At 63.3% G+C, this 13,475-nt stretch carries 11 protein-coding genes; 7 read left to right on the top strand and 4 right to left on the bottom strand.

Going from position 1 to position 13,475, the window contains the following annotated elements:
• Window positions 1-17: 17 nt before the first annotated feature.
• The 7 genes from AC1DX2_RS20580 to AC1DX2_RS20550 are packed head-to-tail and all read left to right on the top strand — an operon-like array spanning window position 18 to window position 8,826.
• Window positions 18-881 carry an XrtA system polysaccharide deacetylase gene (locus AC1DX2_RS20580; RefSeq protein WP_477198265.1) on the top strand — a complete coding sequence of 288 codons (864 nt, stop codon included), beginning with the start codon at window positions 18-20 and terminating at the stop codon, window positions 879-881.
• A gap of 11 nt (window positions 882-892) precedes the next feature.
• On the top strand, window positions 893-1,930 hold the full coding sequence (locus tag AC1DX2_RS20575; protein ID WP_477198264.1) for a FemAB family XrtA/PEP-CTERM system-associated protein: 1,038 nt from the start codon (window positions 893-895) through the stop codon (window positions 1,928-1,930).
• A 7-nt stretch (window positions 1,931-1,937) separates the two neighbouring features.
• Window positions 1,938-3,164, top strand: a complete 1,227-nt coding sequence (locus AC1DX2_RS20570; protein WP_477198263.1) for a TIGR03087 family PEP-CTERM/XrtA system glycosyltransferase — start codon at window positions 1,938-1,940, stop codon at window positions 3,162-3,164.
• A gap of 17 nt (window positions 3,165-3,181) precedes the next feature.
• Window positions 3,182-4,750, top strand: a complete 1,569-nt coding sequence (xrtA, locus tag AC1DX2_RS20565; RefSeq protein ID WP_477198262.1) for an exosortase A — start codon at window positions 3,182-3,184, stop codon at window positions 4,748-4,750.
• Window positions 4,751-4,796: 46 nt separating this feature from the next.
• Window positions 4,797-6,743: an XrtA/PEP-CTERM system amidotransferase gene (locus AC1DX2_RS20560; protein ID WP_477198261.1), complete on the top strand. Its 1,947-nt coding sequence runs from the start codon at window positions 4,797-4,799 to the stop codon at window positions 6,741-6,743.
• On the top strand, window positions 6,740-7,885 hold the full coding sequence (locus tag AC1DX2_RS20555) for a TIGR03088 family PEP-CTERM/XrtA system glycosyltransferase (RefSeq protein ID WP_477198260.1): 1,146 nt from the start codon (window positions 6,740-6,742) through the stop codon (window positions 7,883-7,885). The genes AC1DX2_RS20560 and AC1DX2_RS20555 overlap by 4 nt, the downstream gene beginning before the upstream one ends.
• Window positions 7,882-8,826: a hypothetical protein gene (locus AC1DX2_RS20550; RefSeq protein ID WP_477198259.1), complete on the top strand. Its 945-nt coding sequence runs from the start codon at window positions 7,882-7,884 to the stop codon at window positions 8,824-8,826. Before AC1DX2_RS20555 ends, AC1DX2_RS20550 begins: the two co-directional genes overlap by 4 nt.
• A 64-nt stretch (window positions 8,827-8,890) precedes the next feature.
• Here AC1DX2_RS20550 and AC1DX2_RS20545 read toward each other — a convergent pair whose 3' ends face one another.
• The 4 genes from AC1DX2_RS20545 to AC1DX2_RS20530 all read right to left on the bottom strand — a co-directional run bounded on the left by AC1DX2_RS20545 (window position 8,891) and on the right by AC1DX2_RS20530 (window position 13,461).
• A complete protein-coding gene (locus AC1DX2_RS20545) occupies window positions 8,891-10,159 on the bottom strand; it encodes a CehA/McbA family metallohydrolase (protein ID WP_477198258.1) in 1,269 nt (422 codons plus the stop codon).
• Between the two features lie 29 nt (window positions 10,160-10,188).
• On the bottom strand, window positions 10,189-11,430 hold the full coding sequence (locus tag AC1DX2_RS20540; protein ID WP_477198257.1) for a VanZ family protein: 1,242 nt from the start codon (window positions 11,428-11,430) through the stop codon (window positions 10,189-10,191).
• Between the two features lie 67 nt (window positions 11,431-11,497).
• On the bottom strand, window positions 11,498-11,848 hold the full coding sequence (locus tag AC1DX2_RS20535; protein ID WP_477198256.1) for an EamA family transporter: 351 nt from the start codon (window positions 11,846-11,848) through the stop codon (window positions 11,498-11,500).
• A gap of 137 nt (window positions 11,849-11,985) precedes the next feature.
• Window positions 11,986-13,461 (bottom strand): UbiA family prenyltransferase, encoded by a 1,476-nt coding sequence (locus tag AC1DX2_RS20530; RefSeq protein WP_477198255.1) that lies wholly within the window; start codon window positions 13,459-13,461, stop codon window positions 11,986-11,988.
• Window positions 13,462-13,475: the final 14 nt, after the last annotated feature.

Raw genomic sequence — 13,475 nt, 5'->3', positions numbered from 1 at the left:
ACCACAAGAGGCCTTGTGTGACGGACAAGCAGCATACCAACGCATTGACCATCGACGTGGAAGATTACTTCCAGGTCTCGGCGTTTGCGCCCTACATCTCTCGCATGGAGTGGAATTCCCGGGAGTGCCGCGTGGAGCGCAATGTCAACCGCATCCTGGACATGCTGGCGGCCAAGGACGTCAAGGCCACCTTCTTCACGCTGGGGTGGATCGCCGAGCGCTATCCCCAACTGGTGCGGCGCATCGTCAAGGAGGGCCATGAACTGGCCAGCCACGGCTATGGCCATGAACGTGCCAGTGACCTGTCCGAAGAGGCTTTCCTGGCCGATATCCGGCTGTCCAAAATCCTGCTCGAAGACTTGTCTGGCGTCGAGGTCAAGGGCTATCGCGCACCCAGTTTTTCGATCGGTACCGGCAACCTGTGGGCTTTTGACTGCTTGGCGCGCGAGGGCTACACCTACAGCTCCAGCATCTACCCCATCAAGCACGACCACTACGGCATGCCCGACGCGCCGCGTTTTGCCCACCAGGTGCGCGACACCCTGATGGAAGTGCCGGTCACCACGGTGCGCCTGTTCGGCCGCAACCTGCCCTCCAGCGGCGGCGGCTATTTCCGCCTGTTCCCCTATGTGTTGTCGCGCTGGCTGCTCAACCGCGTCAATGGCAGCGACCAGCAATCAGCCATCTTCTATTTCCATCCCTGGGAGATCGATGTCGACCAGCCGCGTGTGGCCGGCATCAACGCCAAGACGCGCTTTCGGCACTACGTCAACATCGGCCGCATGGAGGGCCGCCTGCAGCAACTGATCGGCGACTTCAAGTGGGGTCGCATGGACCAGATCTTTCTGAAACCGCCCGCCGCCGCGCCCGCCGCGGCCTGAGGCGCCCCGCCATGTTGACGATCAAGCGACTTTTGCCGCGGGAGAAGGCTGTTGCGGCGCAGTGGGACAGCTTCGTGCTGGCCAGCCCGCAGGCCAGTTTCTTCCACCGCGCCGGCTGGCAGCGCATCGTCGAGCAGGTGTTCGGCCATGACACCTACTTCCTGTATGCGGAGGAAGACGGCGCCATACAGGGCGTGCTGCCGCTGGGCCATGTGAAAAGCATGTTGTTTGGCAACTCGCTGATCGGTCTGCCCTTCGCAGTCTATGGCGGCGTGGCGACTGGCCGACCGGAGGTGGCGCGGGCGCTGGAGCAAGAGGCGCAGGCCATTGCGAAACAGTTGGGCGTGGACCACCTGGAGTTGCGCAATGTGACGCGCCAGCATGACGACTGGCCCCTGCAGGATCTGTACGTGACCTTTCGCCGGGAAATCTTTGCCGACGAGGAGGCCAATATGCTGGCCATCCCGCGCAAGTCGCGGGCCAGCGTGCGCAAGGGCATCAAGAACAACCTGGTCAGCCACATCGACACCGATGTGGATCGGTTCTTCGCGCTCTATGCCGACAATGTGCACCGCCACGGCACGCCGGCCATGCCGAAGAAGTATTTCAAGGCTTTGATGACCGAGTTCGGTCCCGACTGCGAGGTGCTGACCGTCACCACCGCCGATGGCCGCCTGCTGAGCAGCGTGTTGAGCTTCTACTTCCGTGACGAGGTGCTGCCCTACTATGCTGGCGACGACGAGGCGGCGCGCGACCTGGCCGCCAACGACTTCAAGTATTGGGAGCTGATGCGCCGTGCCTGCGCCCGTGGCTTGAAGGTGTTCGACTACGGGCGCAGCAAGCAGGGCACGGGTTCTTTCGCGTTCAAGAAGAACTGGGGCTTCGAGCCGGCACCACTGCACTACGAATACTGCCTGTACAAGCGTGACGGCATTCCGCAGAACAACCCCAACAACCCCAAGTACCAGTTGATGATCAAGACCTGGCGGCGCATGCCCATCGCGCTGGCCAACTTCCTGGGCCCGTTCATCGTGCGCAACCTGGGCTGACGGCTGTATGGGCAACCTGCTTTATCTGGTGCACCGGCTGCCCTACCCGCCCAACAAGGGTGACAAGGTGCGCTCCTACCACTTGCTCAAGCATCTGGCAGCCAGTCACCGGGTATTCCTGGGCACGGTCATCGACGACCCCGCGGATGAGGCGTATGTGGAGACCGTGCGCGGCTATTGCGCCGACCTGCATGTGGCCCGCATCAATCCCCTGTTCGGCAAATTGCGCAGCCTGGCCGGTCTGCTCACCGGTGAGGCGCTGACGCTGCGCTTTTACCGCGACGCTGGCCTGAGCGCCTGGGTGGCCGAAGTGTTGCGCCAGCACAGCATTGACGCGGTGGTGGTGTTCTCCTCAGCCATGGGTCAGTATGTGCCCAAGGGTACGCGGGCCACGCTGTTGGTGGATTTTGTCGATGTGGACTCCGCCAAATGGACCGAATACGCGCCCAACCACCGTTGGCCGCTGTCCTGGCTGTACCGGCGCGAAGGGCGGCGCCTGCTGGCTTATGAGCGGGCGCTGGCCCAGCGGGCGCGACGCTCCTTTTTCGTCACCGACAACGAGGTGGCATTGTTTGCCGGTATGGCGCCGGAATGTGCCGCCACCCTGGATACGGTCAGCAATGGGGTGGATGCCGAGTTTTTTGCCCCGGACGCGGGCCGGGCATCGCCTTTTCCAATGGATGCTGGTCATCAAGCCGTCGTGTTCACCGGTGCCATGGACTACTGGCCCAACATCGACGCCGTCACCTGGTTCGTGCAGGATATGCTGCCTGCGCTCCAGCGCGATTGGCCGCAACTGTGCTTCTACATCGTGGGCCGCAGCCCGCCGCCGGCGGTGCAGGCGCTCGCGGGTCCTGGCGTGGTGGTGACCGGCACTGTGCCCGACGTGCGGCCCTACCTGCAACACGCCGCTGTGGTGGTGGCACCATTGCGGGTGGCGCGTGGCATCCAGAACAAGATCCTCGAGGCCATGGCCATGGCGCGGCCGGTGGTGGCAGCGCGCTCCTGTGTGGAGGCGATAGACGCCGCTGCCGGTGAGGAACTGTTGGCTGCAGATGGTGTCGATGACTACGTGGCGCTGGTGAATGCCCTGCTGCGCGACCCGCGGCGCGCCGGCGCTGTGGGCCAGGCTGGCCGCCAGCGGGTGCTGGGCAGTTACAGCTGGTCGGCGCACCTGGCGCGCCTGGACGCTTTCCTGAACGCGACGGATGGCCCAACGGCCGCTGGTGCATGAACCCTGACCCTATGAGCTTGTCTGATTCCGTCCCCGCGCCTGCGAAGGCTTGGCGGTTGGCCTTGCCGCTGCTGCTGGCACTGCTGGTCTGGGTGCTGGTGGTGTATTGGGACACCGGCGCTGCGATCGTGCACATTTGGATGCGCTCGGAAACCTTCACCCATGGGTTCATCGTGCCCCCCATCGTGCTGTGGCTGGTCTGGCGTCGCCGTGCCGACCTGGCGCAACGCTTGCCTCAACCCAGTGTCTGGGGCCTGTTGCTGCTGGCCGGTGCCGGGCTGGCCTGGCTGCTGGGTGACCTGGTTGCCATGAATGCGCTGACCCAACTGGCCCTGGTCAGCATGTTGGTGCTGTTGGTGCCGGCCCTGCTGGGGCTGTCGGTCACCAGCGCCGTCGTCTTTCCGCTGGTCTTCATGTTTTTTGCGGTGCCCTTTGGCGAATTCTTCATGCCGCAGTTGATGGTCTGGACGGCCGATTTCACCGTCCTGGCTTTGCGCTTCAGCGGCGTACCGGTGTACCGCGAAGGCTTGCAGTTCATCATCCCCTCGGGCAATTGGTCGGTGGTGGAAGCCTGCAGCGGCATACGCTACCTGTTGGCTTCGTTGACGGTGGGCGCCCTGTTTGCTTACCTGAATTACCGCTCCACCAAGCGCAGGGTGATCTTCGTACTGGTGTCCATCGCCGTGCCCATTTTGGCCAACTGGTTGCGCGCCTACATGATCGTCATGCTCGGTCATCTGTCGAGCAACAAGCTGGCCACCGGCGTGGATCACCTGATCTACGGCTGGCTGTTCTTCGGCATTGTGATTTTGCTGATGTTCATGGTGGGCGCACGCTGGAGTGAGCCCGACGCACCCCCGGTGACGCCGTTGACCGGTGCGGCCGCCGAAGCGGTGCGGACGCACTCTTTCAAGCCAGTGCACATGCTGGCCGTTGGCGTGCTGGCAGCGTTGCTGGTGGCGGCGCCAAGGGTGGCTGGCTTGGCCATCGCCAGCGCCGACAGCGCGGCAGCGCCGCAGTTGGCTGCGCCAGAGCGGCTGGCCGGGGGCTGGATGGTTTCGCCACAGCCTGCGGCGGATTGGACACCGGCTTTTCAGAATCCCTCCGCGCAGTTCAACACCAGTTACCGGCAGGGCGACCGTGCCGTGGGGTTGTACCTGGGCTACTACCGCCGGCAAGGCTATGACCGCAAGCTGGTCAGCTCTGAAAACGTATTGGTCACCACCAAGGACACGCAATGGGCACAGGTGGCCGGTGGTGGCAAGACCTTGACGCTGAATGGCCAAAGCGTCATCCTGCGCGCTGCCGAATTGCGAGGCCTGCTGCAATTGGGGCGCGCGCAAGAGGAGCGGCTGACGGTGTGGCAAATCTATTGGGTCAACGGCACGTTGACGGCGAGCGACTGGCGTGCCAAACTCTTCAGCGCCTTGTACCGTCTGGCGGGGCGCGGGGACGATTCTGCGGTCATCATCGTGTACGCGCCCAAGGGTGGCGCCGGCGAGGGTGACAAAGCCCTGGAAGCTTTCATGCAGGCCAATGCGGCTGACATAGAGTCACTGCTGCAGCGTACCCGGGCGCAACGCTAGGGCGTGGCGCGAACAGCTTGGCGAAAACAACGGACTGGACTGAACCATGTGTGGCATTGCCGGACTTTTCGATACACGGGCCAAGCGTGACTACCCCACGGACCTGATCGCGCGCATCAACAACCTGCAGGCGCACCGTGGACCCGATGAGCACGACGTCTACCTGGAGCCTGGCCTGGCTTTCGGCCATCGCCGCCTGTCCGTCATCGACCTGGCCACCGGCCAGCAGCCGCAGTTCAACGAAGACCATACGGTGGCCATCGTCTTCAATGGTGAGATCTACAACTACAAGGAACTGACGCTGGAGTTGCAGGCGCTGGGCCACAGCTTCCGCACCCGCAGCGACACCGAGGTCATCGTGCACGCCTGGGAAACCTGGGGTGAGAAGTGCGTAGACCACCTGCGCGGCATGTTCGCCTTCGCGCTGTGGGACCGCAACAAACAGGTCATGTTCATGGCGCGCGACCGCATGGGTGTCAAGCCCATGCATTACGCGCTGCTGCCCGATGGCACGTTCATCTTCGGCTCCGAGCTGAAGGTCATCACCGCCCACCCGGCCTTCGTGCGCACCATCGACCCGTTGGCGGTGGAGGACTATTTCGCGCTCGGCTATGTGCCCGATTCGCGCTGCATCTACAGCAACGCCCACAAACTGCCCGCCGCCCACACGCTGCTGCTGCGCCATGGCGACGCCCGGCTGCCCGACCCCAAGCCGTATTGGGATGTGCGCTTCACGCTCGACAACCCCATCAGCGCGGCCGACGCCGTCGCCGAGCTGCGCACGCGGCTGGACGAATCGGTGCGGCTGCGCATGCGCGCCGACGTGCCGCTGGGCGCCTTCCTGTCCGGCGGCGTGGATTCCAGCGCCGTGGTGGCCACCATGGCCGGCCTGTCCGACAAGCCTGTGCGCACCTGCTCCATCGGCTTTGACGACCCGAAGTTCAACGAATCGGCCTTTGCCCAGCAGGTGGCCGAGCGCTACAAGACCGACCACCACCTGGAAATCGTCAACAGCGACGACTTTGACCTCATCGACACGCTGGCCTGGCTGTACGACGAGCCCTATGCCGACAGCTCGGCCATCCCCACCTACCGCGTGTGCCAGTTGGCGCGCAAGCATGTCACCGTGGCCTTGTCGGGTGATGGCGGCGACGAAAGCTTCGGTGGCTACCGCCGCTACCGCCTGCACCTGATGGAAGAGCAGGCGCGCTCGGCGCTGCCCATGGCGTTGCGCCGGCCGCTGTTCGGCGCCTTGGGGCGCATCTACCCCAAGGCCGACTGGGCGCCACGCATGTTCCGCGCCAAGACCACCTTCCAGGCGCTGGCCTTCGACTCCGCCCAGGCCTACATGCACAGCATGTCGGTGCTGCGTGCCGACGAGCGCGCGCGCCTGTATTCAGCGCAGTTCAAGCGCACCCTGGCTGGCTACAGCGCGCAGGAGGTGTTCAACGAGCACGCCGCCAACGCCGGCACCGACGACCCGCTGGCGCTGATCCAGTACCTGGACTACAAGACCTGGCTGGTGGCCGACATCAACACCAAGGTGGACCGCGCCAGCATGGCGCATTCGCTGGAGGTGCGCGAGCCGCTGATGGACCATCAGTTGATCGAGTGGCTGGCCACCCTGCCCAGCAAGCTGAAGATCCAGGGCCAGGAAGGCAAGTGGCTGTTCAAGAAGGCGTTTGAGCCCAGCTTGTCCGACGACGTGCTGTATCGCCCCAAGATGGGCTTTTCGGTGCCCATGGCGCGCTGGCTGCGCGGCCCCTTGCGCCAGCGCATGCAGCAGTCGTTGCTGGGCGGCGAATTGCAGGCTTCGGGCTATTTCGACGCCGGCGCGCTGCGCAGCATGGTGGACCAGCACCTGAGCGGTCAGCGCGACCACTCGGCACCGTTGTGGATGCTGCTGATGTTTGACGCCTTCCTGCGCCGCGCCGGGGCGCCCGCTTCCGCAACCGCCCCGGTGACGGCGGAGCCGGTCGAGCAGGCCGCATGAGCGGTGCGGTGCGTCGCAGGCGCATCGTTCACGTGGTTTACAGCTTCGCCATCGGCGGGCTGGAAAACGTGATCGTGCAATTGATCAACCAATTGCCGGCCGACGAGTTTGAGCATGTGGTGCTGTCGCTGACCACCATCAGCGACTTCAAGAACCGTGTCGCGCGCCAGGACGTGCAATTCATCGCGTTGAACAAGCCACCCGGCCACGCCATCGGCCTGTATCCGCGGATTTTCAGGCTGCTGCGTGAACTCAAACCTGACGTACTGCATACCTGCAACCTGGCTGCCCTGGAAATCGTGCCGGTGGCCTGGTTGGCCGGCGTGCCTGTGCGCGTGCATGCCGAGCATGGTTGGGATGCGCACGACCTCAACGGCAGCAACCCGCGCTACCGCCGCATACGCAAGCTGTACAAACCGTTTGTCAGTCACTATGTGGCGGTTTCGAAGGATCTGGACGATTATCTCGGCCATGCCATCGGCGTGCCGTCGCAGCGGCGCTCCCTGATCGCCAATGGCGTGGACACCAACCTGTTCTCGCCCTCAACCGATTTACCTGACGTGCCGGTGGATTGTCCTTTCCAGCCGCGCCAGCATTGGCTGGTGGGCACCGTGGGGCGCTTGCAGACGGTGAAGAACCAGCCGCTGCTGGCGCGGGCCTTTGTACGGCTGGTGCGCGACCACCCAGAGGCTGCTGAGCGGCTGCGCGTGGTGTTTGTGGGCGATGGCCCATTGCGCGCGGAAGTCGAGGCGGTATTGTCCAGTGCCGGTCTGCGGCATCTGGCCTGGCTGGCGGGTGCGCGCAATGATGTTGCGCACATCATGCGCACATTGGATTGCTTTGTGCTGCCTTCCACCGCAGAGGGCACCTCTTGCACGTTGCAAGAGGCCATGGCTTGCGGGCTGCCGATTGTGGCCACCGCCGTCGGCGGTACGCCGGATCTGGTGCAAGAGGGCAAGACGGGTTACCTGGTACCCAGTGGGGACGAGGCAGCCATGGCGCAAGCCGTCTGGCATTGCTTTGCCCACCCCGGCGACGCCCTGGCCATGGGACACCAGGGACGCGAAAGAGCATTGACCGGCTTTGGCCTGGACACCATGGTGCGGCGCTATGCAGGTTTGTTCGGCGGTGCCTCTACATGAGCACCAGCACCAGAGAGTGGGGCATTGCCGTTTTTGCCAACCGTGAGTCTCTTTCCACCATCTGTGCGACCCTGGAGGCCACTGCGCTGGCTGCGGGCAGTCGCGCCCGTATCGACGTGCTGGTCAATGGCAACCCGCAGCTTGTTGCCGAGTTGACGGCTTACCTGGGTAGCCGGCCAACTGCCTTTGAGAAGGCCGCACTGCGCATCTGGTCCATCCCGCTGGGCGACAAAGCCAACGCATGGAGTCAGTATGTGCAGCGCATCTGGTCCGGAGAGGACGTGGCCTTTTTTGTCGATGGCTATGCCCGGCCGAATGCGGACGCCATCGAATTGCTGGGGACCGCCATGATGCGTGACGACACGGTGCAGGGCGGCACGGGGCTTCCCAGCATGGGCCGTTCCGCCGCGGCCTTGCGCAAGGAGTTTGCCGAGGATGGAGGTTTCCACGGTAATCTGTGTGGCATGAAAGGCAGTTTCCTGGCGCGCATGCGCGCATGCGGATTTGCCATACCCCGTGGGCTGTACCGCACGGATTCGTTGATGGGCGCCGTGCTGAGCTACGATTTGGATCCGGCCATCAATCTGTGGGATGAGGGCCGCATCCTGGTCCACACCGACGTCACCTGGCAGACCGAGCACAAGCACTGGTGGCGGTGGCGCGACGTCAAGGCGCATTTCAAGCGCATGGTCCGGCAGGCGCGTGGGGAGATCGAGAAGCGTGCCATCCGGGATCACCTAACCTTCCGGCGCCAGCGGCCGGAAACCTTGTTGCCGACTGCCCACGCGTTGATACTCGACTGGGCTCAACGCTGCCCGGATGACTATCGCGCGCAAATGAATTGCAACCCCTTGGCCTGGTTGGCGATGCGCCAACTCAGGCGTGAAGCAAGCTTGCCGCAGCTTGCGACTGAGCCAGAACTTGCCATGGAACATCCCTGAGTTGTCCGGCACTGCACCAGCTGCCGTGCACCAGGTATTTCAGCGTGGGCCGGGCAAGTTCAGGCTAGTTCGGTAAACGTAACCGAATCGGGTTGGTGTAAGCCTGCAGTTCGTTGCCGCCGCTGTCTGGTTTGCGCACGCGGACGCGAAAGTAGGCACTCTCGCCATCGTCTCCCTTGTGCCATCCGGCGAGTTTGAATCGGTGGCTATCCTGGTCTTTCGGCAGGGTTGCCTGATCGATCAGCTCGGCTCTACCGGTCTTGCCGTTGCCTATGAGTTCGACCACCAGCGGGGCCTGTGTGGCACCTGGCCCGCGGCGCAAAGTCACGCTGATGTCCAGTGGGGTATTTTGCGCGGCGGCCAAAGTCTCTCCGGCCATGGCGGGCGAGACCAGCTCGGGCGCATTGATCTGGAATGACAGCCCGTCGAGCAGCAAGCCGTGGTCAGCCCAAAACGCACCGGCGCGCAGCGCTTGCAACAAGCCGTCGGCGCTCTTGCGGGGGACCAACACATGGGTTCTGGCGAAGGCACAGGGTGCGGCGTCGTTCTGGGGTTCGTGGTAGTCCGAATTGGCCAGCGCTCCCCACACGCTGTCGCCCTTGGCCAGCAGGCTGTCCCAGGGACCGCCCACATGGGCTACTGCATAGTCCCAACGGCTCACTATGCCTTGGGGATTGGCGCCATAGGAGCCTGGCATGCGGTTGAGCTGGTGGCCGGGTCCGCCCTCAAAACCAGCCACCAAGGCATTGGTCTTGCGCCATGCGGACATGTCGCGCTGGTTTTCCTGCAGGTCAGTATCCTTGCGGCTGGGGTGGTTGTACCAAAGCACCGCAGGGTGGCTGCCCAGGTTTTTGGCCAGCCATTCCAGGGCGGGTTTTGCGCTATCGCCCTTGCGGCTGTCAAACTGGGCTTTGAACTCTGGCAGCAGCTTGCGCTCCAATGACCGGTCCAGCAAAACGCCCACGTGTTCCCGTCCGCCGTAGGGTGGCATGTTCCACTCCAGGCCCGCCAGCAACACCATATCGGGATACAGATCGCGAGCCCGATCAATGTCGTTGAAATAATCGGGCGTGGCAGCTTGGCGGTCGCGGTCACTGTGGTCGGTGATGGCCAGGCCGTCGCAACCAGAACTTCGGGCCAGCTTCACCAGTTCCGGCACTGTCAGGCTGCCATCGGAATACTTGGTGTGGCTATGCAGGTCCACCACCATCCATTGGCCCGCCAGGGCCCAGGGGATGGCTGTGGACAGTACGGGGGGCGCTTTCTGGCAGCCCACCATGCCCAGCACGGCAGTCATGGCCAATAGACGCAATCCGCGTTGGTACAAGTCCATGGCTTTGCCTGTTTCCTTTGCTGGTTGGTTTAAGCCCGCTGCGCCGTGCGGCTGCGGCTGCGTTGCCCGCCTCTGCCCACCCACCAGGGCAGCAGCCAACCCGCAAAACCCAAGGCTACCTGCGTGACGTCTCCATACCGGCCGGGCAGGTATTGCTGCCACCACTCCAGGCCAAACAGGTAGGCGAACATGGCCAGACTGCCGAAAAAGCAGGCCACGGCGCGCCGGTGGGATGGCACGTTGGCGCGGCAGAAACAGGCCATGGCCATGAATGGCCAAAGCAGCTCCAGGATGTTCTCCAGCCCGGAGAGTGACTGCATTTGCCCGGCAAACGGTATCCAGTTGAAGGCATAGGCCGGGGTTGTGGGCCCCGCGCCAGCCGCCGGAGCCAACTCGAACACCGCAAACCCCGCGGCCACCACACAAAACCCCGTGAATGCGCGCCAGCCGTGCGGCAGGCGACGTAAGGCCAGCAGCAGTGCAATGGCAGTCAATGCGCCCAGCAGCGCCTCGGCAGCCAGTTGCCGGCCCACCACCAGAATCTTGCAGAACAAAACAAACATCACCAGTCCGGCAAACCAGGTGACAGCGGAGCGGCCCGGTTTCACGGTGTTGACCGTCAGCAAGCCCAAGCCCAGGATGTACAAGGCATAGGTGGCAAATTTGGCCAGGTCAAACGATTCCGGGTGCAGGTAGGCCTGTTTGAGCAGGGCAAACCCATGGCGGATATGGGCCGGGTCCAGCGAGGGCACCAGGGGCGTGGTCTGCGCCAGCGTCCACAGGCCCAGGATGCCAATGGCAATGTTGGCCATCCTGCCTTCCACGAACAGCAGATCGCGGTAAGTTGCCAGCTTGGTGCCGGTCAGGGTGTCGCGGCTGAAGAAGATCGCCAGCACACCGCCAAACAAGGTGCCCAGGCAATTCAGCACCAGGTCCGACAAGGAGGGCACGCGGTCCGGCAGGTACTGCTGGATGCTTTCCACGGCGAAACTCAGCAATGTGCCCACCACGGTGGCATAGAGGACGGCCAGCACGAACCGCATGCGTGTGTTCAGCCAAACCGTCATCAACACGCCCAAGGGCATGTACACCAGCACGTTTTGCACCAGGTCCGCGCGGTCGTAGGAAGGCCGGGTCACCAGGTAGGTGAACAGCGGTTTGCTGGGCTCGGTCCAGTGTGTGAAGGGAAAGAGGCTGCCGTACAGGATGAGCAGCGTGTAGGCCAGGCTGGCCCAGGCGGTGAAGCCACTTCGGGGCTCGCTCGAGGACATCGACGAACGGGGACGCGAAGAACCGTTATTCGTCATGGCGCCAGAGCCTGCATCTGGCCCGCTCATGTCAGCTGTGGGCGACCATGGCCACGCCACCGATGATCACGGCAATGCCCGCGATCCGCAGGGGAGTGATGGTCTCACCGAAAAAGTGCCATGCGGCAAAGGCCCCCACCACGTAACCAATGGAGAGCATGGGGTAAGCCAGGCTGACCGGTACCCTTGACAGCGTGAAAATCCACACAAGGACACTCAAAACGCAGGAGGCCAGGCCGGCGATGATGTAGAACTCCGTGCCAATGCGCCAGGCCATGCCGATGTAGTTGCCGTCGGTCACGGCAAGTGACCCCAGGGCGTTGGTTCCGGCCTTGAGCAGCAGTTGGGAAGCCGTATTCAACAGCACGGCGATCAAAATCAAGACAAAATTTGCCAGTGACACTCTGTGGCCCCTTGTGTGATGGGTGTTGGCTGCAAGCGCCGCTCAGGCCGGCGAGAGCTTTCTCGTGGGCTTGATAATACATGCCTGCGCCACTGTGGCCTTTATCCCAGCGTGCCTCACTTCAGGATGGGAATGGTGAAGAAGTGGCTGGCCAGCAGTGTCAGACCCATGGCAATGACCGTTACCCTACTGCCTCTGTCCCGGATGGCATACACCACAGGGTCGTCGTGCATTTCCTGGCGTGCGGTCTTCACCCATAACCGCGCCAGCCAATAGATCAAACCCAGGGCCACAATCCACAGCAAATTGGGCGTGGCATAGCGCGCCTGCGTGTCCGGCGTGCTGATGAACAGGCCAAACACCACCACCGCTGACATGGCCGACGCCATGCCCAGTGGCCACAGGACGACCAGATCGGTTACCCGGTAGTCTCTGCCACGGGGTGCCGGCTGCCCGATCTGGTCCAAGGCGACCAATTCAGAGCAGCGTTTGACCAACGCGAGGCTGAGAAACATGAAGACTGAAAACGCCAACAGCCAGGAACTGGTCGGCACATCAATGGCCACAGCGCCAGCCAGAATGCGCAACGTGTAGAGCAATGACAGCATGATGACGTCAATAAGCACATACTCCTTGAGTACCCAGCTGTAGGCGCTGGTCAGGCAGACGTAGAGGATGAGCATCAGCAGGAACGCCGGGGACAGAGTGGCGGCCAGAGCCAGGCCGACCGCCAACAGCACCGCGGCCGCCACCAAACCATTAAAGATCGGAATCTTCGCGCTGGCAAAGGGGCGTGCCCGTTTGCGCTGGTGCACCCGGTCGCTTTCCAGGTCCCACAGGTCGTTGACGATGTAGGTGGCTGATGCTGCCAGGGAGAATGCGGCGAAGGCCAGCGCCGCGATCGCGAGTTTTCCGGGGTCGGTGAAGTGGAAGGCGGTCAGCAGGGGAACGAACAGCAGCACATTTTTCAGCCATTGGTGAACCCGTAAGGTCTTGGCCCAGACCCGCAGACCCGCAGGTTCGCGCGGGAATTCCTGCTCAATGGTGGTCAATTGGCGGGCGCTGGCGCTCACCGAACGGGAGGCGCCCACCAGAACGGCACCGCGTGCCTTCTCCCAGATGGGAAGATCCGCCTTGGCGTCTCCGGCGTAGACAAAGTCGGGACCTACCTCGCTCTGGATGGCAGCCAGCTTGTTGCGGCCCTTCAAATTGTGCTGCGCGTCGGTCGCCAGCACGGTGTCGAACAGGCCCAGATGACGGGCAACCCCCTGCGCGATGGAATGGTGCGCGGCCGTAGCCAGCACAATCCGCCGCCCCTTGTCCTTCTCGGCGCGCAGATAGGCCAGCAATGGCTCGCGATAGGGCAGGATGTCGGTCGCCAGCTTGGCATGGCGGGCCACTTGCTCCTTGAAGGCAGCGCGTCCTTGAAACAACCATATGGGCAGACGCAACAGGTTGAGCGGAGACTGGCGGACCAGACGGATCACCGACTCGACCAGCGTGTCCGTGGGGGTCAGCGTACCGTCCAGGTCGACCACCAGCGGCCAGGGCTTACCCGATTCGGTTTGCGGTGCTTCAGGCGTGTTGTGCATATGGCTTGGCTGAG

The sequence above is a fragment of the Hylemonella sp. P2_B10 genome, from assembly GCF_056404875.1.
The sequence above is the reverse complement of the archived record's forward strand: the minus strand, read 5'-3'. Positions and strand labels throughout refer to the sequence as shown.